Annotated in this window: 24 protein-coding genes and 1 pseudogene; 10 read left to right on the top strand and 15 right to left on the bottom strand. The window is 71.3% G+C overall.

Annotated elements, in window-relative coordinates:
* Nucleotides 1-14: 14 nt before the first annotated feature.
* Together AB0398_RS09845 and AB0398_RS09850 are read right to left on the bottom strand one after the other, a co-directional pair.
* On the bottom strand, nucleotides 15-335 hold the full coding sequence (locus tag AB0398_RS09845; protein ID WP_366373416.1) for a hypothetical protein: 321 nt from the start codon (nucleotides 333-335) through the stop codon (nucleotides 15-17).
* Between the two features lie 198 nt (nucleotides 336-533).
* Nucleotides 534-1,055, bottom strand: coding sequence for a hypothetical protein (locus AB0398_RS09850; RefSeq protein ID WP_366373418.1), 522 nt, complete (start codon nucleotides 1,053-1,055; stop codon nucleotides 534-536).
* Nucleotides 1,056-1,177: 122 nt separating this feature from the next.
* Here AB0398_RS09850 and AB0398_RS09855 point away from each other — a divergent pair, with 122 nt between their 5' ends.
* Nucleotides 1,178-1,729 carry a Shedu anti-phage system protein SduA domain-containing protein gene (locus AB0398_RS09855; protein WP_366373419.1) on the top strand — a complete coding sequence of 184 codons (552 nt, stop codon included), beginning with the start codon at nucleotides 1,178-1,180 and terminating at the stop codon, nucleotides 1,727-1,729.
* A gap of 208 nt (nucleotides 1,730-1,937) precedes the next feature.
* On the opposite strand, the gene AB0398_RS09860 is transcribed toward AB0398_RS09855, so the two are convergent.
* Nucleotides 1,938-3,062 (bottom strand): questin oxidase family protein, encoded by a 1,125-nt coding sequence (locus tag AB0398_RS09860; protein ID WP_366373421.1) that lies wholly within the window; start codon nucleotides 3,060-3,062, stop codon nucleotides 1,938-1,940.
* 58 nt (nucleotides 3,063-3,120) lie between these two features.
* Between AB0398_RS09860 and AB0398_RS09865 the strand changes: the two genes are divergently transcribed.
* Nucleotides 3,121-3,600 (top strand): MarR family transcriptional regulator, encoded by a 480-nt coding sequence (locus AB0398_RS09865; RefSeq protein WP_366373422.1) that lies wholly within the window; start codon nucleotides 3,121-3,123, stop codon nucleotides 3,598-3,600.
* Between the two features lie 161 nt (nucleotides 3,601-3,761).
* A complete protein-coding gene (locus AB0398_RS09870) occupies nucleotides 3,762-3,977 on the top strand; it encodes a DUF6243 family protein (protein ID WP_366373424.1) in 216 nt (71 codons plus the stop codon).
* A gap of 286 nt (nucleotides 3,978-4,263) precedes the next feature.
* On the opposite strand, the gene AB0398_RS09875 is transcribed toward AB0398_RS09870, so the two are convergent.
* The 4 genes from AB0398_RS09875 to AB0398_RS09890 all read right to left on the bottom strand — a co-directional run bounded on the left by AB0398_RS09875 (nucleotide 4,264) and on the right by AB0398_RS09890 (nucleotide 8,010).
* Nucleotides 4,264-4,497, bottom strand: coding sequence for a hypothetical protein (locus AB0398_RS09875; RefSeq protein WP_366373426.1), 234 nt, complete (start codon nucleotides 4,495-4,497; stop codon nucleotides 4,264-4,266).
* 113 nt (nucleotides 4,498-4,610) lie between these two features.
* Complete coding sequence (locus tag AB0398_RS09880; protein ID WP_366373427.1) at nucleotides 4,611-5,291, bottom strand: GAP family protein; 681 nt, start codon at nucleotides 5,289-5,291, stop codon at nucleotides 4,611-4,613.
* 7 nt (nucleotides 5,292-5,298) lie between these two features.
* Nucleotides 5,299-6,684, bottom strand: coding sequence for a DUF1254 domain-containing protein (locus AB0398_RS09885; RefSeq protein WP_366373429.1), 1,386 nt, complete (start codon nucleotides 6,682-6,684; stop codon nucleotides 5,299-5,301).
* A 12-nt stretch (nucleotides 6,685-6,696) separates the two neighbouring features.
* Nucleotides 6,697-8,010, bottom strand: coding sequence for a DUF1254 domain-containing protein (locus tag AB0398_RS09890; protein WP_366373431.1), 1,314 nt, complete (start codon nucleotides 8,008-8,010; stop codon nucleotides 6,697-6,699).
* A 184-nt stretch (nucleotides 8,011-8,194) separates the two neighbouring features.
* Here AB0398_RS09890 and AB0398_RS09895 point away from each other — a divergent pair, with 184 nt between their 5' ends.
* On the top strand, nucleotides 8,195-9,844 hold the full coding sequence (locus AB0398_RS09895) for a SulP family inorganic anion transporter (RefSeq protein ID WP_366373432.1): 1,650 nt from the start codon (nucleotides 8,195-8,197) through the stop codon (nucleotides 9,842-9,844).
* Nucleotides 9,845-9,986: 142 nt separating this feature from the next.
* Here AB0398_RS09895 and AB0398_RS09900 read toward each other — a convergent pair.
* The 3 genes and pseudogenes from AB0398_RS09900 to AB0398_RS09910 all read right to left on the bottom strand — a co-directional run.
* Nucleotides 9,987-10,120: pseudogene (locus tag AB0398_RS09900) on the bottom strand (IS5/IS1182 family transposase); the annotation flags it as partial.
* Between the two features lie 581 nt (nucleotides 10,121-10,701).
* A complete protein-coding gene (locus tag AB0398_RS09905; protein ID WP_366373433.1) occupies nucleotides 10,702-11,907 on the bottom strand; it encodes a PP2C family protein-serine/threonine phosphatase in 1,206 nt (401 codons plus the stop codon).
* Nucleotides 11,908-12,073: 166 nt separating this feature from the next.
* The gene (locus AB0398_RS09910) at nucleotides 12,074-12,340 is read right to left on the bottom strand and encodes a hypothetical protein (protein ID WP_366373434.1); all 267 of its coding nucleotides are present in this window, start codon (nucleotides 12,338-12,340) and stop codon (nucleotides 12,074-12,076) included.
* Nucleotides 12,341-12,579: 239 nt separating this feature from the next.
* On the opposite strand from AB0398_RS09910, the gene AB0398_RS09915 reads away from it, so the two are divergent.
* Nucleotides 12,580-13,077, top strand: coding sequence for a DUF5994 family protein (locus AB0398_RS09915; RefSeq protein WP_366373436.1), 498 nt, complete (start codon nucleotides 12,580-12,582; stop codon nucleotides 13,075-13,077).
* Between the two features lie 110 nt (nucleotides 13,078-13,187).
* Here the strand turns inward: AB0398_RS09915 and AB0398_RS09920 are convergent, their stop codons facing one another.
* The 3 genes from AB0398_RS09920 to AB0398_RS09930 form a co-directional block, all read right to left on the bottom strand.
* On the bottom strand, nucleotides 13,188-13,355 hold the full coding sequence (locus AB0398_RS09920) for a hypothetical protein (protein ID WP_366373437.1): 168 nt from the start codon (nucleotides 13,353-13,355) through the stop codon (nucleotides 13,188-13,190).
* Nucleotides 13,356-13,593: 238 nt separating this feature from the next.
* Nucleotides 13,594-13,803: a hypothetical protein gene (locus tag AB0398_RS09925; RefSeq protein WP_366373439.1), complete on the bottom strand. Its 210-nt coding sequence runs from the start codon at nucleotides 13,801-13,803 to the stop codon at nucleotides 13,594-13,596.
* Between the two features lie 4 nt (nucleotides 13,804-13,807).
* Complete coding sequence (locus tag AB0398_RS09930; RefSeq protein WP_366373441.1) at nucleotides 13,808-14,359, bottom strand: DUF5994 family protein; 552 nt, start codon at nucleotides 14,357-14,359, stop codon at nucleotides 13,808-13,810.
* Between the two features lie 496 nt (nucleotides 14,360-14,855).
* Between AB0398_RS09930 and AB0398_RS09935 the strand changes: the two genes are divergently transcribed.
* A complete protein-coding gene (locus tag AB0398_RS09935) occupies nucleotides 14,856-15,509 on the top strand; it encodes a hemolysin III family protein (RefSeq protein ID WP_366373728.1) in 654 nt (217 codons plus the stop codon).
* A gap of 570 nt (nucleotides 15,510-16,079) precedes the next feature.
* On the opposite strand, the gene AB0398_RS09940 is transcribed toward AB0398_RS09935, so the two are convergent.
* Both AB0398_RS09940 and AB0398_RS09945 read right to left on the bottom strand, forming a co-directional pair.
* Entirely contained in the window at nucleotides 16,080-16,493 is a 414-nt protein-coding gene (locus tag AB0398_RS09940) for a hypothetical protein (RefSeq protein ID WP_366373443.1), read from the bottom strand.
* 88 nt (nucleotides 16,494-16,581) lie between these two features.
* On the bottom strand, nucleotides 16,582-17,259 hold the full coding sequence (locus AB0398_RS09945; RefSeq protein ID WP_366373730.1) for a DUF1206 domain-containing protein: 678 nt from the start codon (nucleotides 17,257-17,259) through the stop codon (nucleotides 16,582-16,584).
* Nucleotides 17,260-17,501: 242 nt separating this feature from the next.
* On the opposite strand from AB0398_RS09945, the gene AB0398_RS09950 reads away from it, so the two are divergent.
* From AB0398_RS09950 to AB0398_RS09965, 4 genes are all read left to right on the top strand, one after another.
* The gene (locus AB0398_RS09950; protein ID WP_366373444.1) at nucleotides 17,502-18,356 is read left to right on the top strand and encodes a helix-turn-helix transcriptional regulator; all 855 of its coding nucleotides are present in this window, start codon (nucleotides 17,502-17,504) and stop codon (nucleotides 18,354-18,356) included.
* Between the two features lie 439 nt (nucleotides 18,357-18,795).
* Nucleotides 18,796-19,998 (top strand): ice-binding family protein, encoded by a 1,203-nt coding sequence (locus tag AB0398_RS09955; RefSeq protein ID WP_366373446.1) that lies wholly within the window; start codon nucleotides 18,796-18,798, stop codon nucleotides 19,996-19,998.
* Nucleotides 19,999-20,300: 302 nt separating this feature from the next.
* Complete coding sequence (locus tag AB0398_RS09960) at nucleotides 20,301-20,858, top strand: DUF5819 family protein (protein WP_366373448.1); 558 nt, start codon at nucleotides 20,301-20,303, stop codon at nucleotides 20,856-20,858.
* Nucleotides 20,848-22,029 carry an HTTM domain-containing protein gene (locus AB0398_RS09965; protein WP_366373450.1) on the top strand — a complete coding sequence of 394 codons (1,182 nt, stop codon included), beginning with the start codon at nucleotides 20,848-20,850 and terminating at the stop codon, nucleotides 22,027-22,029. Before AB0398_RS09960 ends, AB0398_RS09965 begins: the two co-directional genes overlap by 11 nt.
* Nucleotides 22,030-22,418 lie beyond the last annotated feature (389 nt).

The raw sequence follows: 22,418 nt of genomic DNA on the forward strand, positions 1-22,418 counted from the left end.
GACGGACACCGTTCCTACTGCGTCGCGTCGCAGCTCTCGCACCGGCTCACGGCCACCCGCTCGACGTTCCCCTCGGTGGCACGGAGCGGATGCGAGGACGCGAGACGACGCCACGCCCCGGGGGACGGCGCGGCCACCCAGCCGTAACGGGGCGCCCGGACGTCGGCCGGCTCGATGTGCCCGCAGCCGGGAAGGTGCGCCTTGCCGCTGGGGTGGATGATGATCGTGGCCGCCGGCCAGTCGCTCCATTCACCGGTGACGGGCCCGCCACCACGCGGCGCGCGCGGAGCGCAGTCCGCGCAGTTGTGCATCTCGTGTCGCTCGCAGTACCGCATGGTCCCCACCCTGTCAGGCGTCGAGCCGCCGCTCGGCACGATCGAGCCAACTCCGGCACCCGTGCCCGAAGTCGCACCCGGCCGCCTCGGACCCTCCCGGGCGGCATCCCGGTGCGGTCCCGCCATGACCAGCGGCGACGCGCGGCTCCTCGCGACACACCCTCCGGGCCGCGTACGCGCGGTGACCCAGGCCCCTCGTCAGGCCGCGCCCCAACCCGAGCAGTCGTGTACGGAGAGCTCGGCCACGGCGGTGCCCCGCACCTGTTCGAGGGCGGCGACGCAGGGCGGGGTGTCCGGCCGGGGCGTGCAGAACGTGACGTAGGCGGTCAGGAGGTCTTCGTCGACGCCGCCGGGCGACGGCGAGACGTACGCCCGCACCGCGTCGTCGCGGAAACGGTCCCGTGCCGCGCACAGACAGGCGGCGGCGTACGCCAGGCACCGGCGCAGCAACGCGTCCGCCCGTTCGTCCGCGGCGGCGGGCCCGGTGGGGAGGTCGTGGTCCGTCATCCCGCGACCGTTGACCGGGGTCTCCTCCGCCAGGCGGTCGAAGGCGGCCACGGCCGGGACGAGGAGCAGAGCGGTCAGCACCCGCGCACCGCTCCCCGTCACCGACCAGCCCCGCTCCACGACCTCCCGGAACATCGGGGGGACGTCCGACGGGGAGAGACCGGCCAGGTCCACGCCGTCCAGGAGCTTCCTCATCTGCTGGTTGGTGCGCACGTCCACCCTTCACCGAGTACGGCGAGACCCTTCCTGACGCCCGTGACGAATCCCGGACCGATCGCACCCGGCGCCGCTGTCAGTGTCTCCTCCTGGGGTCACCGCATGACGACATTCCGTTGGTGGGCGACTTCCTGGCGGACGCCGACGCGGGGTTGCTTGCCCAGTTGCTGGAACTGGAGGCCCGGAGAGCGGGTCTCGACGCCCTCCGGACCGCGGTGGAGGACGCGACGAGTTCCGAAAGCGCCCTCCACGTGGTGGAACTGAAGCGTGCCCACATCAAGGACCTGGTAATTCGCCGCAGCGGCCACCTCATGCCGGGGGCCGCGGCCCGCCACGCGGTGTCGCAGGCGCAGAACTATCTCCGCACCATGGACGAGAACCGCGAGGCCGTCCTCACGCGGCACGGCGTCGACGCGCGGAGGGCCTCGGCGACGGTGGTGATCGGACACCCGAGATACGTGGCCGGGGGCATCACCTCCCGGGAGATCGCGGAGACGCCGCGCACCTACAACACGCACGCGGCACGCATCGAAGTGATCACCTACGAAACCCTGCTGGAGTCGGCGGCCCGGACGCTGGCCCTCGCCTCGGCGCAGCAGGACCCCGCCGACCGGACCGCTGGAAGATGTTCCGCGTCGGCGACCACTCGATACGGCTCGGCAACGCGATGAACGGGGTGATCACCGCAGGCGGCCCGATCATCAATCATGCCGAGGCGACATGGCTGTCCTCCTGCTTCGCCGCCTCCCGCCACCTGCGTGAGAAGCGCGGCTGACGCGTCGCCCCGAGGAGGGACGACGAAGAAGGACCGGGCCGATGACCCGACACAGCACCTCAGGTGACCTCGTGCGCGCTCCAACCGGTGGTGTCGGACGCGCGTCACGAGGCGACCCCCCGGACCCCGCCGCCGTCGTCGAGCCGGGTGACGCGGCGCTGTGCGGCGAAGGCGGCGGCCGGGTAGCGGGGGTCGGGGCGGAGGGCGTACTCGCGCAGGCAGGCCTCGGTGAACTTGATGACGTGCTCGTCGCCGTGTTCGGCGGCGCGGGCGCCCAACTCGTCCAGCGGTGGAAGGTCCGGTGAATCCGACCGCCAGGCGTCCGTGCCCTCGTCGCGCCGGTCCGAGGTGAAGACGAGCAGGAACGCCGACTGCACCTGCCAGAGCCGGGCCAGCGTCGGCTCGTGCAGCGCGGGCGGCAGGTGCGGGAGGACGAGGCGGACGGCGGCGGGGGCCGTGACGCCGTGGACCAGCGGGACGGGGTACACCTCGGGGTGGCCGAGGTAGACGTCGGCGAACTGGGCCGTCATCTCGCTCAGCAGCCGGGACGCCTGCCGTGGCGCCAGCGCCTCCAAGGAGTCCCCGTAGCCGGGGAGTTCGGCGAGCATGTCCAGGCGGTGGCGGCCGGTGTCCGGTCCCGCCGGGCCGTCGAGCGGTACGCGGGGCAGCGCGGCGACCGCCTCTGACAGCTCGTGGGTGCCGCGCAGCCGCGGCCGGCCGGGGAGTTCGCGGTAGCGGGCCGCCCAGTAGGCCAGGCCCCGGGCCAGCTCCCCCCGCTGGAGCGCCGTGGCTCCGTCGCCGGCCGCGTCCAGGCCGCGTACGGCGTGCGCGGTGCGGATGACCCCGTGCGTCAGGCCCGCGAAAAGTCCCGGGAGCAGGCGGGGCCACCAGTGCGCGAGCACCTCGCGCCAGGGGCCCCCGGCCAGTTCGCGGAGGAAGAGCCGCTCCCAGTCCCCGGCCCGCCGGAAGGCGCCGAGGGCGGGACGCCACGAGGACTCGTCCGCGGGATCCAGGGCGAAGCGGGCGGCGGGGGGCTCGTGGTGCTCCATCGCCTTCCGGTAGCGCCCCACCCACCGGGCGACCTCGTCCGTCTGCCCGAGCAGGGCGAGCGCCTCGGCGCCCATCGGGCCGTGGTTGGCGAGGTCCATCCCCTGCCCCCGCTCGTACCCCAGGTCGTCCAGGCGTTCCAGTGCGTCGTTGAGCGCATCGCTGTAGCTGATCGACGACATGAGCAAACCCTTCGGAGATTCAAACGGTTTGGATATCCGAACCATATACACTTATAGAATGCCGCAGAGTGGGAACGCCGGGAAGATGGCCCCGGAACAGCTTGAAGTCGCCGGTCTCGTACCGCTGTTGGAGCCGTTCTTCCGGGGCTCGGTCGTACGTGACCTGATGCCGGAGCCGCTGCGGGACGCCATGGAGGCGCACGGCCTGACGCCGCGTCACGGCGCCGTACTGCCCCAACTCCTCGCGGGCCGACCCCTGGTCGTCAGCGAGATCGCCCGTCGGCTCCAGGTGTCTCTCCCCACCGCCAGCGAACTGGTCGGAGCCCTGAGCCGCGCCGGCATCGTCGACCGCGCCGAGGACCCGACGAACCGCCGCCGCGTCCTGGTCACCCTGTCCGAGAAGTACCGTCCACCCCTCGAAACCTTCGTCGTCCGCCGCGTCGCCCCCCTCCTGCGCGCCCTGGAGGGCCTGACCCCCGAGGAGAGGGCGGGCTTCCTGGCGGGACTCACGGCCTGGGTCGGCGAAGTACAGAAGTGACCGCGGCCCCCTCGGCCACCGTCGTACGGGGTACCGGGACCGGGTAACGTCTCCGGCATGTTCTTCCGGACGCCGACGTACGGCGGAGAGCGTGAGGGGCCCCGCCGACGCCTCGCGCCGATGGATCCGCAGATCACCTCACCTCACCACCGGGAGAACCCGTGACCGACAGCAAGAACATCAACAACCCCGTGGGCCAGGGCGGCGGCCAGCGCAAGAAGCTGTCCCGCGCCGAACGCCAGAACAACGGCCCCCACCGCAACCTCGACCGCAAGGGCGCCGCCGACCGCAAGGCGGAGCTGGCACGCAAGATGCGCGAGAAGACCCACGGCACCGGGACCACCGCCCGGACGGACGACGACACCACCCAGGACTGACCCCACCGGCGGACTTCCGCCTTCGCGGCCCCGGACCGGCCCCGAGCGACCCCGACCGACTCCGGCAACGACGAAGCCCCAGGCCTCTGGCCTGGGGCTTCACGTAAGAGCGGATGACGGGAATCGAACCCGCGCTATAAGCTTGGGAATCACCGTCGCCCATCGTGGTCATCTGGTGCCTGACCTGCGGAAAGTCGCTTCCTTGGGCTCGTCCCACAATCCTGCGGACACCCATGTCGACCGCTGTTGTCCGCTCTGAAGGGCACGGTTGGGGCACGAGGTTCCGTCAGCCGTCTTCGCCAGCCATCGGCGCCCGCCCCACGACGTCGGACAGGGAACCGCGACAGGTGGTGCCGAGCTTGCTGACCACACCCACCGTGGGGCCCGGTCCGTTCTTGATGCGGCTCACGTAGTTCTCGGGCAGCAGCACGCGATCACCGACTTCGAGCGGTTCGTTCCCGCGCCAGCGATATCCGTACCCGCCGACCTTCACGACCTGGCAGCCGTTGACCTCGTACACGCGCCGCGTGCTGTCCAGCTGCTCCTCAAGCTCCTTGACACGTGGGGCGGCCGCGTGGCGCCGGCATCGTCCGTGCCCTCCACGATCGCCTGCCGCGCGCTGCCGTCAGGGGTTCAGCCCGCCAGTGCACTGATCGCGTCGCCGATGTACTTGGCGCCGAGGACGATCAGGACGGTGGTCATGATGGCCGTGTTGTGGGTGGCCATCCATTCCTTCCATTCGCCGAGCACCTTCGCCGACTTCCGGCCGCCGAGGAGGTAGACGCCGAGAGGCAGCAGGGTGCACAGGGACGCGATCAGCACCATGAGGACGGCGGCGACCGCCTTCCCGCCCGTCGAGGCCGTGCTCGCGGCGATGGAGACGGCGCCACCGACGGCCAGGACCAGGTTCTTCGGGTTGGCGACGGCGAGCGCGGCGGCGAGTCCGGCCGACTTGCCCGGGGTGAAGGTGTCGATCGCCTTCATCCAGCCCGGTTGCCCGGCCGCACGCCCCTCCCGGGGCCTGTCCTTCCACTGCTTGACGCCCATGAGCAGGAACAGGACGCCGAGGCCCAGCTTCAGCCACAGCGTCCAGGAGGCCGGGCCGTCGTCGTCGCCGGAGGCGTCGCCGCCCGAGCCGGCGAGGACGACGACCGTGACGAGCACGGCGAGCGAGATCAGCCAGCCCGCTGTGAAGGCGATGCCGTTGCCCCGGCCCTTGGGGGTGGCCAGCATGAGGATCACGGCGATCAGCGGCAGGGGGCTGATGGCGATGCCGACCGCCGAGGCGAGCATCTGCCCGACGGCGTCTCCCATGGCGGCCTCAGCCCTTCGCCACGACGGGCGGCAGCCGGTAGGTGCCGTCGAGGACGGACGGCCCGGGCGCGTAGAGGCGGATCATGGGCCGGAAGTCGCCCTCCGGGGCGGGCAGCCAGTTCGCGGCCTCGGCCGGGTCGTCGGGGCGTTCCCGCTGGATGACGACGGTCAGCGAGCCGTCCTCGGCGTACACCAGGCCGGGGGTGCGGTCGCCGAGCGAGTAGCGGCCGGCGGGGTTGGCGACGAGGTAGTAGTCGGGGGTGTCGTACATGGTCACCGACCAGAACGACTCGACGGGCGGCGGCTGCTCGAAGCGCAGGGTGTAGGACCGGGCCCCGTTCAGCCGCTCGCCGGTGGAGTCGGTGAAGGTGTGCGCGTACACCGCCTCGTAGCCGTGGTTGCCCCACAGCCCAGCCCGCGCCGCAGCGGCCCGCACGAGGTACGACGCCTCACGGTCGGCGATCTTCCACTGAGGCGCGTCGATCGTCCCGATGCCGAGGTGGTCGAGGTTGTAGTCGAACAGGTGCGGGTTCGCCTCCCAGGCGCCCGGGGGACGGTCTCCGCCGGTGGGCGGCTTCGAAGCGGTCTCGACGCGCGCCTTGCCGGCGGTGAGCCCCTCGGTGAGGGCCTTCACGAGGGCGGGGCTGGCGTTCACGTACGGCGAGGGTCCTTCTTCGAGGAGGCCCAGGGGCTGGAAGCGTTCCTGGTAGTCCTGGTCGGGGCCGGCGGGCGGGAAGTCCGCCATCCAGACGCGCAGCCGCTCGTAGAAGCGCAGCTCCTCGGGCACGTCGGGATCCGGCGCGGGCAGGCCCGTGGGGTGGGCGGCCGGCGCGTCCAGCGGGGTGAGCGTGAGCCGCTGCTGCAGGGCGTGGACCCGGGGCATGTCCTCGGGGCCGTCGCAGGCGTTGCGGCCGATGAGGGAGATCACGGTGGTCGGTGCCTCGATCACGCCGCGCACCTGGTCGGGAGCGGTGCCGGACCAGCCGGGCGGGACGACGAGCCAGTCGCCCTCTTCGGTGCCGGTGGCGCGTTTTCCCAGGTACGCGAAGTTGTTGCTCCACACGTCCACGAACTGCAGGACGTAGTACGCGCCGGCGGTGTCCGGGACGTGGAGCAGGAGGGGGCCGCCGGAGAGGTCGATCTGGGCGATGGAGTAGACGGTGTCGTTGTTGACGGACACGAAGTGGGCGTCGGGGGTGGCCAGTTTGGTCGAGTGCCCGAAGCGGTTGAAGGGAGTGGGCGGCAGCGAGCCGAAGCCCTCGTGCATGGACGCGGAGATCATCGACACGTCGAAGACGAGGGGATAGCCGTAGACGTAGGCGTCGGCGGCCAGGTCGGCGAGGCTGTCGGCGGCACGGTTGTCGGTGCTGTTCGCACTGGTCCGGTTGTTCACGGCCGGCTCCTGTCAGGCGTCGGTGCTCAGGGCGGGCAGGGTCCAGGTGCCGTCGAGGACCGAGGGCTCGGGACCGTACACGCGAATGGCGATGGTGAAGGGTCCGTCGGGTGCGGGCAGCCAGTTCGCCACCTGCTTCGGGTCGGCCGGGCGGTCCTTGCGTACGTACAGGGTGAGGCCGCCGTCGTCGTCGTGGACCAGTCCGGGGGTGCGGTCGCCGATGGAGTAGCGGTCGATCTCGTTGGCGACGAGGAGCCGCTCGGGCAGCCGGTAGATCGTGGCCGACCAGAAGGAGCGGGCCGGCGGCAGCTTTCCGGGGGCGAAGTGGATGACGTGGTCGTGCGTGGAGGCGTTCGGAGGCCGGTTGCCCTGGTCGTCCTGGGCCCATCCGGCGTACCACGCCTCTGCCGCCGGCAGGCCGTACAGGCCCTTGTCGACGCCGACAGCGCGGGTCAGGTAGTCGTCGCCGTGCTCGGCGCGGGTGCCGAACCAGTGGGTGGAGTCGACGGCGTCCTTCTTCGCCTCCTCCAGACGGGCCCGGGCGTCCGCGACGCCCTGCTCGATCGCGGCACGGGTCTCGGGCTTCAGGGCGGCGGGCTCGAACTCGCCGCTGCCCGTCACCCCGAGAGCGGCGAGCCGGTCCCGCAGCTCCCGCTCTCCGTCGAGGACGGGGAAGAAACGGAGCAGGAAGTCGAGGAGGGTGAAGAACTCGACGGTGCCGAGGTCCTCCTCCCGCCAGACCGGCCACACCGGTTCGTCGACCGGGTGCGGTGCGACGGTGCCGGTGAACTCCGACAGCGGCCGCAGGCGGTACTGCTCCTGGATCGCCCGCAGGGCCGGTACGTCGCCGGGACCGGCCAGACAGGTGCGGCCCAGGATGCCGACCAGGAACGTGTCGGCGCGCAGCACGCCCGCGATGCCCCCGGGAACGGCGCCGTCCCAGCCGGGGCCGACCACAAGGTGGTCACCGGCCTCCGGGCCGGTCGTACGGGCGCCGATGTAGCCGACGTAGGAGGTGTCCAGGTCGTGCAGCGGCAGGACGTAGTACCGCTCCACGGCCGGCACCGAGATCACGTAGGGCTCGGCGCGCAGGTCCAGCCAGGCCCACGAGTAGGGGGTGTCGTTGTTCGGGGTCACCACATCGGTGTTGGCCGGGGTGAACGGCTCCGAGTAGTGCCGGAAGCGGCCGAAGCCCCCCACGTACCGGGGATCGTCGGAGTCGACCGCCTGCGGGTACATCGTCCGGTAGTTCTCCAGGAGCGGGTAACCCCAGATCCAGCCGTCGGCCGCGGTCCGCCGCGCCTCCTCGACCGTCAGCTCCGACACACCGGCCTCCTCGTACAGAGCGCACATATCGGTACAAAATGTCACGCTACTTCGCGGGACGCATCCGCAGCCCTGCCCCCGCGGGCACAGAACCGGGCGCAGCGAAGGAGCCGGCCATGGGAATCACGAGGGATTCTCCGGGGCCGTCCGCGTGAGGGCCGGACAGGAACACCGGAACCGGCCGGTGGCCGACTGGCTGGGTAGCTACCGCAAGGGCCTGCTGCGGGGCGACGTGCTGGGGGCGCTCACGGCGTGGGCGCTGATCGTCCCCGAGAGCGTCGCGTACGCGCAGATCGCCGGGCTGCCCCCGCAGAACGCCTTCTACGCCGCCCCCGTGGCCCTGCTGGTGTACGCGTTGTTCGGCCGGTCCAACTTCCTGATCGTCGGAGCGACATCGGCGGCGGCGGTCCTGTCGGCGGCGGCCGTGTCCGGCATCAGCGGGGATCCGAAGGACGCCGTCGGCCTTTCGGCCGCTCTCGCGGTCGTCGTCGGGGTGGTGCTGCTGATCGCCGGCGTCGCCCGCCTGGGGTTCGTCACCAACTTCCTCGCCGAGCCCGCTCTGGTGGGCTTCCTGTTCGGGATGGCCCTGACCATCGTCGTCCGGCAGGGCGCCAAGCTCGTCGGCGTCTCCAGCGGGGACGGCGACTTCTTCGAACGTCTGTGGACCATCCTGGGCAGGATCCCCGACTGGTCGCTCGCCACGCTCGCCGTCGGAGCCTGCGCGCTGGCGCTGCTGCTCCTGCTGGAACGGTTCGCGCCCCGCCTGCCCGCCGCGCTGATCGTGCTCGCCCTCGCGCTGCTTCTCTCCGCCCCGCTGGGCCTGAAGGACCACGGCGTGGACCTCGTCGGCGAGATTCCCCCGGCCGTCCCCGTACCGCACCTGCCGGGCATCGCGGCCGAGGACTGGATCGCCCTGTCGGCGGGTGCGCTCGGCGTCGCCCTGGTGGTCTTCGCCGAGGCTTTCAGCATCGCCAACCGCTTCGCGCGTGAACACGGCCAGGAGGTCGACGCCGACCGGGAGATGGCCGCGGTCGGCCTCAGCAACATCGCCGTCGGCCTGGTCCGGGGTTTCGTCGTCTCGGGCAGCGCCTCGCGCAGCGCCGCGGCGACCGGCGCGGGCGGTCGCACCCCGATGGTGTCCCTGATCGCCGCCGGCCTGATCCTGCTGACCGGGGCCTTCCTCACCCCGCTCTTCACCGACCTGCCCGAGCCGGTCCTGGGCGCCATCGTGATCGTGGCCGTACGCGGCTTCATGCGGACGGACGAACTGCGCCGTTACGCGGCACTGGACCGGCAGAGCCTGTGGGTGGCGCTCACCGCCCTGATCGGCGTCCTCCTCTTCGACCTGCTTCCCGGACTGCTGCTGGCCGTGGCGCTCTCCCTCGTTCTCTTCATCGCCGCCGCCGGCCGCCGCGACGTCGCCGTCCTCGGGCGCCTGCCCGGCACCCGTCTGTACGCCGACACCGCACAGCACCCGGACGCGGCCACCACCCCCGGCGTGCTCGCCGTGCGGCCCGACGGCAGCCTGTTCTTCGGCAACGTCAACCGCGTCCGCCTCGCCATCCGTGACCTGGTCACGAACGCTTCCCCGCCACCGCGAGCCGTCGTCCTCGACCTGACCGGCAGCTATCGGCTCGGCATCCCGGTCCTCGACACACTCGACGAACTGGGAGAAGAACTGACCAGGAAGGACATCACCCTGCACCTGGCTCACGTACGGGCCCGTGCCGAACCGGACCTGGCCAGGCACGCCCTGGCGGACCGCGTCGGACCGCGCGGCCTCCACCGCACCGTGGACGACGCCGTCTCGGCGGCGACCGGCGAGAAGAACTGAAGGGAAGGCCAGCATCGTGGCGCTCGCCGCGCCGTCCACGATCCAGCCGTGGACCGGGGGCGACACGGCCCCGCCCGGGGCGAAGGCCGCGCTGAAGGGACGGCGTGATCCGGGATAACGGCTGTCCGCGCGACAGCGATCACGGCCGGCCCTGGCCCGCGGAGTCAGCACCCTCGCGACGCGGCGCGGTTACCGACTTGCCGAAGGAGCGGGGCCCAGACCGGTGAACGGGGCTGTCCAGGACAGCTCGGACGCCGTGATCAAACCCCTACACAACGGCGAAGCCCCAGGCCGCTGGCCTGGGGCTTCGTTCAAGAGCGGATGACGGGAATCGAACCCGCGCTATAAGCTTGGGAATCACCGTCACTCGATTTGGCCAACCCTGGCTCGAGCTGCGAGAACGTGCTCCGAGACGGCCTTTCGAACACTCCCCGAGCACCCCTGTTGACCGCTGTTCACCGCCTTGAAGGGCACGGCCGGGGCACGGTGCCGGAGGCGAACGGGACGCGGCGACCGGACAGCCTCCCGACAGGGGACCGGGCCGGGCGAGGGGCCGTGGTCGTCATCTCCGCCTCTTGCGCGGAAGCGCGATCATGCGCGCTCCGGCGACAGGACGGGGGCGTGGGCGTGGGTGTGGGCGTGGGCGTGGACCGGCCCCTCCCTCCGTCTCCCAAGCGTCCTCCTGGTCCCGGGCTTCCGTGAGGGGCCCGGCGTGTCGACCGCCGGAGAAGCCGCCCGCGTGAGGGGGACGTACGAGGTGTTCCCGGTACCTCTGACGCACTCCGCGCAGGGGCCCGGCGAGGGCGTACGACCGGGTCTCCCCTCGCGGCCGCACCGCCGGACGCGAGGGGTTTCCGTCACCCGCGCCACTCGACGAGGACGAGCGTCGCGTCGTCGGTGGTGGCCCCGTCACGGGCGCGTACGAGCGTGTGGGACAGGTCGCGCGCCACGGCACGGACGCTCCGGTCGGCCCGGTCCAGTCGGTGGACGCAGTCGATCAACCGGTCCTCGCCGAACTGTTCCCGTCCGCTCTCGTGCTCCTCGACCAGGCCGTCGGTGAAGCAGAGGACGCGGTCGCCGGGTTCGAGCGTCACTTCGCCGATCTGCGGCTGGTCCCCTCCGAAGCCCACGGGGAGGGTCGTGGGGCTGTTCAGGCGGCGTACGACGCGGTGCCCGCGGATCAGCATGGGGGCGGGATGCCCGGCGTTGACCCACCGGAGGCGGCCGGTGTCCGTGTCCAGCCGCATCATCTGCGCGGTGACGAAGTGGTCGGGGGCGAACTGCTCGGCCACGGCCCGGTCCATGAACAGGTAGATCTCGGACAGCTCGACGCTGATCCGGCGGGCGTGCCGGTACGCGCCGATGGCCACGGTCGCCATGGTCGCCGCGTCCAGGCCGTGGCCCATCGCGTCGATCATGGCGAGGTGGAAGGCATCGCCGTTCAGGGCGTAGTCGAAGCTGTCGCCGGCCACGTCGTAGGCGGGTTCCAGGGCCCCGGCGACCGCGACACGGGGCATCGACATGGCCAGGGGCGGCAGGAGCGACCACTGGATCTCCGCGGCGACGCTCATCGGTTCGCCGCGGCGGGTCCGGAAGAAGAGGTCGGTGTAGCCGTTCTTGGTCTGCAGCAGGTCGGCGACCAGGCCCGCGATCCTGCGCAGGATGCGGCGGTCGTCGTCGTCGACCGTGTCCAGGGTGACGGCCAGGACCCCGGCCTGGTCACCGCCGGCCAGCAGCGGTACGTGGACGCGCACCCCCTCGGCCGACGCGGTCTCGACCGGGCGTGAGGTGAGGAAGCACCGGCCGGCCTCCGAGTGGTCGACCGGCAGCGGCTCGCCGCCCGCCAGTCCTTCCCCGGGAAGGGGGACCAGCTTCCGCTGCCCGTAGTCCTGGAGGAGGATCCGCACCTCCCGGCATCCGAGCCGGACCAGCAGGTCGGCGACGACGGGCCCGACCCGGTCGGGCGGCAGCTCGTGCGCGGGGTCCAGGAGCCCGCCCAACAGCGTCTCCCCGAAGCCTTCCGAGCGGTCGGAGCCCCCGTGCTCGTACCGTCCGACGGTCATCCGGGGCCTCCAGGCGGGCGGCGGGGCGACGACCGGGGCCGGCGCCGGTGTGCGGTTCCGGCGGCACCGTGGTGCGGCTTCCAGGATGCTGCACGGCGGCCGGGGCCGCCACGCGTGCCCTGCTAGGGCCGGGGACGCCGTGCCGTCCTGCCGTCGGGGGACCCGGTCAGGGTTCCTCGGAGTGGGCTCCGGTGCCGCTCGGGGGCCTGCTGGTGGTCAGCCAGGACCGGGCCGGGCCGGCGGTGCGGGCGGTGTCGACGGTGAGGTGGAGGCGGGAGCCCCCGCCCGGGACGGGGTAGCTGCGCTGCTCGCCGCCGGCGAAGCAGCGGCGGAGGACCTCCGCCACCGCGCGGGCGGCTTCCGGGGTGGCGGCGACGACGCGCACCTCGGCGTGTCCGGGTGGCGGCAGGGCTTCGGGGTCGTTGTGCTCCACGGCGGGCACCGTCCTTTCACCCGGGACGCGTTCGCGGGCGCCCGGAGCGGGCCCGGCGCGCTTCCCGGTACGTCCACCGTACGTCCGGTGACGCCGGCCTCGTGCGTCGACGGAGCGGCGCACGCGCGGAACCCGCGGAGTACGGTGAAGGAGCGAGGCCCCGCACCGCCCGCCGGCCCGGCACCCGCTGTGGCCGCGCCCCGTGCGGCAGCCGCTCCCTGCAGACAGGCGGACCGGTCATGACCGACGCAGGCACTTCCCCCACCTCCCCGCTCCTCCTGCCCGACGAGATCCATCACGCCGTCCGGCCGGGCACCGTCCTGCTCCGCCTGGAGACGACGCGGTCCCGGCAGGGCCTCCTCGACGGCGCGTGGTGGCCGCGCACGCGCGACGTCGAACGGGAGTTCCCGCCCCTGGTCACCGCCCTGACCGAGCACCTCGGTCCGCTCAGCCGGGTCGGTGTCGACGCCTCCGCCTGGAACGGCATCCCGACCCGTCTGACCGTCGACGGCCGGGTCGTCCACGTCGACTCCTTCCCCGTCGGCGACGACACCGTCCTCATCACCCGCGGCGACGAGGACCACTTCGCGCTGATGGTGGTGCCGCCGGACACCGAGCCCGAGGCCGCGCGCACGGCCATGGCCCGTGCGGTCCGTGCCGACAACGTGACGCGGGCCGCCGAGATCCTCGTCGCCGTCCTGCCCTCCCCGACGACCGGGCCCGAGGGACCGTCATGACCCGGACCGCGAAACGAAACCGGGCCCTGTGCTCCCGCCGCTCCGCCTGCCGTCACGCGGCCCGGTGACGGTTGGAGGGGTCCGGGAGGGCCGGCGGCGGGGAAAGGACCTCAGTGCGCCGGGCGTCGGTGGCGCAGTACCGACCTCACGGCGAGGGAGAGGACGCCCACGACGAGGAGGAGCGTGCCGATGGACGCCAGGTACAGCATGCCGTCGACGGTCGCGCCGATGACGATCAGCGCGATCGCGGCGATCAGCAGGAGAAAGATGAGGACCATGGTGTGCCTCGGTTCGCGGATGCGGGAACCTCACGGCGGCGGTCGTCACAACGGCCCCGGCGCATTCACTCCGCCAGGGCCGCCCTTCCGGACCGTCGCACGTGAGAGTGCTCGATCTTGGTTCCATTGTATGCCTTCGGGTGGGTTGGTGACGAAAGGTGGAGCGGGCCGCCGGGCGGGTCGTCCCGGGTGCCGGATGCACCGCCCGCGGCCTCCGGCCGGAGGAGCGGTTCGAGGGTCAGGACCGGATGCCCGTGCGTCCGCGGCCGGGTGCCTGTCCCGACGAACTGCGGGTGCTGTGACCCGGTGGCCGGGCGACGGCGGGGAAGGGGTCGCCGAAGCGGTGGGCCGCGATGCGCGCGTCGTGCTGGGCGTTGAGCCGGTGGATCAGGAACAGGCCGAGCACGATCAGGGCGGCTCCCGCCGCGAGCGTGATCAGGATCTCCACGTCGTCACCTCCGCACGTTCCCCGGCAGGGAGATCATCCGTGCCCCGACGACCGGGTGCCGGAGGGCCGGCGGGGCGGCCCCGCCATCGGTCTCCCAGGAGTCCTCGCGGCTTCGGGCGTCCCGTGCGCCGCGGTCGGCCGCGGCTTCGCCGGACAGCAGTGCGCCGGCGGTGAGGATGCCGCCGGGGACGGCGGCGGCGGCCATGAGCCGGGCTGCCGCGGCGGGTTTGGTCCCGGGCGGGATCACCAGCAGGTCGCAGCGGCCGACGGCGTAGGAGAGCAGGATCATCTTGTCGGGATCCTGTTCGGTGAACCAGCCCACGTGCACGGTGTGCCCGGTGGCGGGGACCTTGTGAGGGACGACGGGCCAGCGGGCGGGGTTCACCGTGACGCGCGTGATGCGCCCGAAGCGGCTCTCCAGTGCGTCGACCAGTGACGGAAGCCCGACGGCGAGATCGCGTGAGCGGGGCCACCAGGCGCCGTCCAACAAGCCGGCGGGGGTGGTCCCCGGCGTCAGGGTCAGACGTGTCGGGAGGGGCGGAGCGATGGTGGTCATGATCGCGGACCCATTCCCGGGCCGCTCCGCGGAGCGGCCCAGTGTCTTGATCGCCGGAAACGACGTCCGCGTGGCGGCGGATGTACGGGTTACTTCCGGTAATCCCAGCCTACTGCGCCCCGCGCCCGGACGAGCGGTTCCCGGCGAAAGGGTTTTCGCCGGACGGTTCCCGGGCGTCCGCCCCGACCCGGCAGGCCGGTCCGACGCCCTTCGACGGCGGGGAGCCGCCCGCAGGGCCGGAGCTCGTCACGCGGAGTGCCACGGGGCGGGGTTCCGGGATCTCCTCCGGGCGGGTTCCTACGATGTGCACATGGTTGCCCGCGATCCCCGACAGACCGGTTCGGGACCGGAGGAGGCGGTGTCCCGAGGCGACGCCGAAGCCGGCGGTGGCCCTTCCGCGCCGGCGGTCGTGGGGCACGGGCCGGCCGGTCCCGCCCCCGGACCGCGTCACGGCGGTGCCGCCGAGGACGCCCGTCCCGCCGCCGGTCCGGCCGAACTGGCCGCCGAGCTTGCGGAACAGGTCAAGCCGAGGCTGCGCGGCCGGCTCCACGCCGGCATGGTCCCCGTGTCGCTGGTGGCGGGCATCGTCCTCATCTGCCGTGCGGGGGAGCCGCGGGCCGTGCTGGCCTGCACCGTGTACTCCGCCACGGCCTGGCTGTTGTTCGGGACCAGTGCCGTCTACCACCTCGGCACCTGGGGGCCGCCCGGCGAGGCCGTTCTGCGTCGCCTCGACCACGCCAACATCTTCCTGGTCATCGCCGGCACGTGCACCCCGCTCGCCGTCCTCCTGCTCTCTCCCGACCAGTGGTCTGTCCTGTTGTGGACCGTGTGGACGGGCGCGATGGCCGGCATCGCCTTCCGTGTCCTGTGGGTCGGGGCTCCCCGTTGGCTGTACACCCCCTGCTACCTGGCCCTGGGTTGGGCACCCGTGGGGTACCTGCCCGACTTCCTGCGGGGCGGCGGGGTGGCCGTGGCCTCCCTGATCGTGACCGGCGGCCTCCTCTACAGCGCGGGCGCGGTCGTCTACGCCCTCCGGCGCCCCGACCCCTCGCCCCGCTGGTTCGGCTTCCACGAGGTCTTCCACGCGTTGACCGTGGCGGCCTTCGCCGCCCACTGCACAGCCGTCTTCCTCGCCGTCCACCGGTCATGACGCTCCGTCGGTAGCCTGATTTCATTCATGGGCCCCGGTGCCGAAGCGCCCCGTCGGCGTACGAGGGTGACGACCGAGCGCACGGACCGCCGCGGCCGGGGAAGACCCGCCAGCACGTCGGAGAGGCCCGCGCAGGGCGCGGATCAGCCTCTACGGCACTGGCGGTCGAGGGCGGACCTCGCGAGGGCGCGCGGGCTCAAGGAGTCCTGGCCGGGGCCCGGATCGCGAGGGGTGGGGGAGCGATGGCCCGCCTTGACGGGGCGACGCGGGCGGTCCGCGAGAAGTCCGCAGGACGGACGCCACGGAGAGCGTGTGGCGCACGCGTGGTGCGCGGCTCCTGGACGGACTCGGGCAGCGAAGAAGCCCCTGGCCGCTGGCCCGGGGCTTCACACAAGAGCGGATGACGGGAATCGAACCCGCGCTATAAGCTTGGGAATCACCGTGGCCGGCGCCGATCATAAGGCATCTGAACTGCAGAAACGCCCCTTCCTGGGGCTCCTTTCGGTGGTCTGTCGATACCCGTGTCGACCGCTGTTCACCGTTCCGAAGGGCACGGACGGGGCACGGTCGTCATTCAGCCCCGGTCGTATGTACCGCCGGAGTCCCGTACTCGGCGGCCTTGCGCCGGCGGGCTTCGCAGAACGAGCACAGGCCGAACAGCAGGAGTCCCGCAGCGGCGGCGATCAGCAAGGCGGGCCCGGCGGGGCCGCGGCGAACGAGCGCAGGGTATCGTCCAGGCCCTTGGCCCGGCCGGGGTCGTACCGCACGGCGGCCGGCAGGACGGACAGGCCGGCCGCAACCACGCCGCACGCCGCGCCGCCGACGATGCCCGGTATCGCGACGCCCCGCCGGGCTCATCTCATCCGCCCGGAGATTCTCCTCGAACTTTCGTATCAGGCTGCGCATCAGGATCACCACGCCCACGATGATCAGGACGATCCCGAACGCACCGACGATCACTCGGCCGCCCGGCCGGTCCAGCACCCCATCGGTGTACTCCTTCGACGTCTCGTCACCGGGGCGGCCCCGGAGGAACCACCGACCAGCGCCGTCTGCACCACGCCGACACAGATCACGGCGTGGAACACCGCCATCCCCGAAGAACCCGGACGCCGGGAGTACTTCTCCCCGCCCTCCATCGTCTGCCCGAACGCCGCCTCACACAGTCGTTGCACCGCCACCGCCACCGCCACAGCAGGGCCCGGCCGAACGGCTGCTCGCCGAGGATCCCCACCGCACCGGACCGGTCGGCCTCCCGGCCGCTGTCGCTGCCGAGGTCGATCCGCACGGCCGGAATCCCCACCAGCACGTGGATCGCTCCCCGGGCACAGAGCCCGTCCCTGGGCGCGACCTCCGCCGTACTACCGTCGGCCACACGTCGCCCCCGCGACCTGGGCTGAGCCGGACTGTTCTGACTGCGCTCCATGTCCGGCACCTCCATGTGCCGGGTCCCACCGAACGGCGTACCGTCGGTCGGGATGGGCGTCGCGGGTCGGAGCCAGCGTGCGAAGGCGTCCCGGACGCGCCCGCTGTCCGCGGATCGCGATGCCACACCGGCCGATGTGACGGCCGGGTCCGGGCCTCCGGCGCTGACCGGCACGACCCCGCTCCCATAGCTGTTCCCTGCCTTTCCACGGTAGGGCTGTCCCCTGTGGGAAGTAACCACCCGCATGGGGACCGTCCTGCACACACAGGGATCCGGAATCACTCCGGGGCATCGGGGCACGTCTACAAGCGCCCTCGAAACCATCCTGCGGGGCGACGGCCACGTGGCCGGCTTCGCCTTCCTGCTGACCGTTGCGGTCGCGCTGATCACCGCCGACTCGATGCTCGTCGGTGCACTGATGCGTACGGGCGACGCCGGGCATGTTACATCGGCACAATCCTTTTTCCCGACGCACGACACCGGCGGCACGGCACGTGATCGACAATCGGCGCTCCATGCCAATCTGCTCGGACACGTAGTGGCTTGGAGCCGGAGGTACACCGCCCATGGCGGCGAACAACAACCCCACCGTCGCAGGACGACGACTGGGGGCGGAGCTGCGCCGGCTCCGCAAGGACCGCGGCATGACCGGCACGCAGGTCGCGGCGGAACTGCTGATCTCCCAGGCCAAGGTCAGTCACATGGAGACGGGCCGCCGTGCGGTCAGCCGCCGCGACGTACGCGATCTCTGCGTGCTCTACGGCGTCACCGACCAGCATCTCGTCGACCACCTGACGGCACTGGCCAGGGAGTCGAGCCGACAGGGCTGGTGGCACTCCTACGGCGACATCCCCCACAGCGTCCATCTCGACCTGGAGGCGGCCGCCGCCTCCATCCGGGCCTATGAGTTCATGGTGATTCCCGGCCTGCTGCAGACTCCCGCCTACGCCGCCGCGGTCATTGAGGAAACGATCCCTCTCGTCACGGTCGACCAGGCTGCCGCGCGGCTGAAGGTGCGACTTCGCCGTCAGCACCGGATCTATGACCCAGCCCGCCGGTTGCACCTGCGGGTCGTCCTGGACGAATCTGCCCTGCGGCGTGTCGTCGGCAGCCGGGAGATCATGCGCGAGCAACTGGAGCACCTGCACGCGCTCAGCGCCGAACCGCACATCACCGTCCAGGTGCTCCCCCACAGCGCAGGCGCTCACCCGGGGCTGACGGGACAGTTCTCCATCCTGGAGTTCTCCGACACCCGTGAGGCGGTGGTGTATCTGGAGAGGTTCACCAGCGACCTCTGCCTGGAGAAGACGTCCGACGTACAGCAGTACAGCGTGACGCACTCCCGGCTGCGGGCGCTGGCCCTCGCCCCGGAGCAGAGCCGGCACTTCATCACCGACGCCATCAAGCTCTACGCATCCTGAGCCCAGAGCACGACGCGCCGGGCTGTCCCGGCACCCCGGAACCGACCCTCGGCCCGTACGCGGGCGCAGTGGCGCCCCCGCCGCTTTCGTCCCGGGCGCCACGCCCATGCTGCGGCGCTCGTGATTCGACCCGGACGGCGTACTTCCGTGTTCACATCGGTTCGGTTTCATGGACAGCTGTGCGGTGCCGCTTCACGTGAGCTGATCAAAAATCCCCTATCCGGCGATGTTCCGGATGAGTCGGAGGCGTAGGGCTGCATATTTTCATCACAGTCGGGAGCGTGGGATATTGAACTTTTTTATGTCCATTCTCCTTTCGAGTTTCCTCCTGGAGCGGGTGCGCAAATTTTCATGCGTAATATGCGGCCGTAACTGGAAAGTGTCCCGTTCGATCGGTAGGTCCGGGACGCCATGCCCCCCAACAGGAAATGGCCTCTTGATGAAGCTGAGAACCCAAGCGGCTCGCCGCGCTCTGTCCGGCTGGCTGGCCTCGGCCGTCGCGGTGACGGTCGCCGCTGTGATGGTCGCCGGATTGCCGACACAGGCACTGGCCATCGCGACACCCGTGCCTCTGGCCACAGCCGCCGGTTTTTCCGTTCTGGCCGGTCAGGGTGTCACCAACACCGGGCCCTCCGTCATCGGTCACGACCTCGGAACGCACCCGAACCCGGCCATCTCGGGATTCCCGCCGGGCCTGGTGCTCGGCGCCGTGCACGCTGCGGACGCCGTAGCCCTTCAGGCGAAGGCCGACCTGGTGCAGGCGTACAACAACGCTGCCGGCCAGGCCACGGACTTCGCGCTTCCGGCGGGAATCGGCGCCGGTCAGACGCTGCTTCCGGGCGTCCACACCGCTGTCGCCGGTGTCGGACTCACGGGCGACCTGATCCTGGACGCCGGAGGAGACCCCAACGCCGTTTGGGTGTTCCAGATCCCTGAAGCCCTGACGACGGCTTCCAACAGCCGGGTGCTCCTCACGAACGGCGCTTCGGCATGCAACGTGTACTGGCAGGTCGGGAGTTCGGCCACCCCCGGTACCAGCTCCACCTTCGTGGGCACCATCATGGCTCTGACCTCGATCAGCGTGACCACAGGAACGAACATCGAGGGTCGGGCATTGGCCCGTAACGGTGCCGTGACGCTCGACACCAACAGGATCTTCCTCGGCGGGTGCGCTACCGGTGGCACGACGGCCGGTACGACGACCGGTACGACGACTGGCACGACGGCTGGTACGACGACCGGTACGACGACTGGCACGACGACCGGTACGACTCTGGGGCTGATCGGCGGCACCCTCATCGGCGGGCCCAGCATCAACCTGGTGGGCGGCGGCACTTCGGGGAACGTGGCGGGCAACACCTCCGGGAACACCGTGGGCAACACCGCCGGGAACACCACTGGTGGTAACACGTCGGGCAACAGTGCCGGCAACACGATCGGGGGGTCCGCCACCGGAGGGAACGGCGGCAAGCCCGACCACGGCAAGCCCGACCACGGCAAGCCCGACCACGGCAAGCCCGACCACGGCAAGCCCGACCACGGGCACCACGAGGGGCCTGGCAAGCCGGACCACGGCGGCCACGGTGAGCAGGCTGACGGGCACTACGGCTACGCCGACAAGCCCGCGGTCCACGAGGGCTGAGCAGCGGGCTGCATCAAGACCCTCCATCGGACGACGGCGCACGGCGGAACACTCAGCGGTTCCGGCGTGCGCCGCCGGTGGGAGGCGCAGGGACTCAGGCGCGAGCAGCGCATGCACGAAGGACAGGGTGGGCGGTGTCGGGCGGAATCGAATCAGCGGCCGTGCAGGAACTTCAGCAGTCCGGTTCCGGTCCGGCGGCCCCCCTGCCACCAGAACACGGCAGCGCGACCCCGCCCGGCAGACGGCCCATGAGGGTCCGCGCACTCGGAGCAGGGCTGCGCGCGGCCGTGGTCCTGTGTGTGGTGACCACGTTGGTCCATCTCGTCACGGTGTTCCTTCACGTAGCCCCCTCCAATCCCGTATCGAAGAGGTACGGCCCGCAGATCAACGGATGGGTCTACCCCCTTTTCGAGCAGAATTGGCGACTTTTCGCACCGGACCCCGATTCCTTCAACCGGAAGGTTCTGGCGAGAACCGCGCAAAAGGCCCCCGACGGATCGGTGCGAGTGAGCCCCTGGTTCGACCTGGCCGCCGTGGACAATGCCGTGGTCGACCACAACGCATTTCCGAGCCACACGGCTCAGAACCTTTTGCGTCGCGCCTGGAGCTCCTATGTCGAGACGCACGGAGGAAGCGACACGGCACGCTCGGAACGGGCGGTGATGATGCAGAAGTACCTGCGCAATATCGCCGTGGACCGCTTCGCGGCCCACCACGGCGGAGACACGTTCGACTTCGTTCAGCTTCGGGTCGTCACGATGCCCATCGCCGCGCCCGGCACCGCCGCCGGTGACCGCCCTCCGGCACCCACCGAGAACCGGCTCCTGCCCTGGTGGAAGGTGACCCCCCATGGGAAATGAGCAGACCTCCCGGCCCTCCTCCGCGGCGGCCGCACCACAACACCCCCAGAAGCCGGGGACTTCGCTCACCGGAACCGCCCATCGGCGGCTCCTCGGCCGGGCCGGCGCTCTATGGGCACTCCTCACCGGCCGCCCGGTGTCCCTGTATGCCGCCGCTGTGCTGCGCATCGGCTACGGGCTGCTCTACCTGGCCTTCCTGCTCCGCGAGTTCCCGCATCGCGGCGAGATCTGGGGTCCCGGCTCCCCCTGGACGCCTGCGCTGGCGGAACAGCTCTTCGGGCAGACGGGCTGGAACAGCGTTCTGATCCTGTCCGACAGTCCTGCCTACTTCGAGTTCTGCTACGCCCTGGCCGTCGTCACGTCCGTACTGTTCGTGCTGGGCTGGCGGACCCGCGTCATGTCCGTCCTCTTCGCCGTCGTGGTGATCTCGTTCCACGCGAGGTCGATCTTCATGACGGACGGGGGCGACAACCTGGTCCTGCTGATGGCCGTGTACCTCGTCCTGACCGCGTGCGGTCGGCGCTGGTCCCTGGACGCGCGTCGCGACCGGCTCAAGTCGGCTCGTACGGGCGACGTGCCGGAGCCGGTGCGGGGCTTGTACGCGCGGGAACTCCGCCGTGCCCGCGTCACCTTGACCACGGTGGTGCACAACTGCGGCGTCTTCGTCATCGCCGCACAGGTCTGCTTCCTCTACGGATCGGCAGGCCTGTACAAGGTCCAGGGTTCCACCTGGGGCGGCGGCACCGCTCTCCATTACGCGCTGAACCTCGAACTGTTCCAGCCCTGGCCCGCGCTCTCCCACCTCGTGGACGATTTCCCGATGGTGATCGCGATCACCGGCTACGTCACGGTGCTCGCACAGGTCGCCTTCCCGTTCGTACTCTTCGGCCGGCTCAAGTACCCCGTTCTGGCCGTACTGCTCGGCATGCACATCGGCATCGCCGTACTCATGGGCCTTCCCCTCTTCTCCGGCGCGATGATCATCGCGGACGCCGTGTTCCTGCCCGACCGCTTCTACGCCTTCCTGCCCCGCCTGTTGCGCCGCGCGGCACAGCGCACCGGAATGCGGCGGGCGGCACCGGACCGGGCCACAAGACCGGGATCCGTACCCGCACAGGGAAGACCGGAACTGCCCGCCCCGCAGGACCAGGTAGTTCCGGGCAGAGGGTAGAAGCGGTTCGGTCCACGTGATGGGCCCTGTGACGGACTTCCAGGCGGCTCGACCTCGGACGGGAGACGGTCCAGACCCGCCGGGACCCGTCCGCGTGCGAGCGCGTCACGGTCGAGCCGCCGGGATGGTTCCGCCGTGAGGGAGACGGTGCGCGCAAGGACGAGGACGGCGCGGGGAAGCCCGGGTGCAGTCCTTCTCGTCCACGACGGGTTCGCCTACGAGGAGCGCGGTGACGGCCTCGCTGGGACGCACGGCCCGCCCGATCGCCGAAGCGGTGGTCGAGGGGAGCGACCTCACGGCGGTGTGCGTCACAACGGCCCCAGCGCATTCACTCTGCCGAGGCCGCCCTTCCGGATCGTCACACGTGAGAGTGCTCGATCCATGTTCGA

It is taken from the genome of Streptomyces sp. NPDC086147 (assembly GCF_040702165.1).
Taxonomy (GTDB): domain Bacteria; phylum Actinomycetota; class Actinomycetes; order Streptomycetales; family Streptomycetaceae; genus Streptomyces.

Bases quoted from the DNA above. Each gene is read 5' to 3' on its own strand.
- AB0398_RS09845 (WP_366373416.1), bottom strand. From the start codon at position 335: ATGCGGTACTGCGAGCGACACGAGATGCACAACTGCGCGGACTGCGCT.
- AB0398_RS09860 (WP_366373421.1), bottom strand. From the start codon at position 3,062: ATGTCGTCGATCAGCTACAGCGATGCGCTCAACGACGCACTGGAACGC.
- AB0398_RS09865 (WP_366373422.1), top strand. From the start codon at position 3,121: ATGCCGCAGAGTGGGAACGCCGGGAAGATGGCCCCGGAACAGCTTGAA.
- AB0398_RS09880 (WP_366373427.1), bottom strand. From the start codon at position 5,291: ATGGGAGACGCCGTCGGGCAGATGCTCGCCTCGGCGGTCGGCATCGCC.
- AB0398_RS09905 (WP_366373433.1), bottom strand. From the start codon at position 11,907: ATGACCGTCGGACGGTACGAGCACGGGGGCTCCGACCGCTCGGAAGGC.
- AB0398_RS09915 (WP_366373436.1), top strand. From the start codon at position 12,580: ATGACCGACGCAGGCACTTCCCCCACCTCCCCGCTCCTCCTGCCCGAC.
- AB0398_RS09920 (WP_366373437.1), bottom strand. From the start codon at position 13,355: ATGGTCCTCATCTTTCTCCTGCTGATCGCCGCGATCGCGCTGATCGTC.
- AB0398_RS09930 (WP_366373441.1), bottom strand. From the start codon at position 14,359: ATGACCACCATCGCTCCGCCCCTCCCGACACGTCTGACCCTGACGCCG.
- AB0398_RS09945 (WP_366373730.1), bottom strand. From the start codon at position 17,259: ATGGTTTCGAGGGCGCTTGTAGACGTGCCCCGATGCCCCGGAGTGATT.
- AB0398_RS09950 (WP_366373444.1), top strand. From the start codon at position 17,502: ATGGCGGCGAACAACAACCCCACCGTCGCAGGACGACGACTGGGGGCG.
- AB0398_RS09955 (WP_366373446.1), top strand. From the start codon at position 18,796: ATGAAGCTGAGAACCCAAGCGGCTCGCCGCGCTCTGTCCGGCTGGCTG.
- AB0398_RS09965 (WP_366373450.1), top strand. From the start codon at position 20,848: ATGGGAAATGAGCAGACCTCCCGGCCCTCCTCCGCGGCGGCCGCACCA.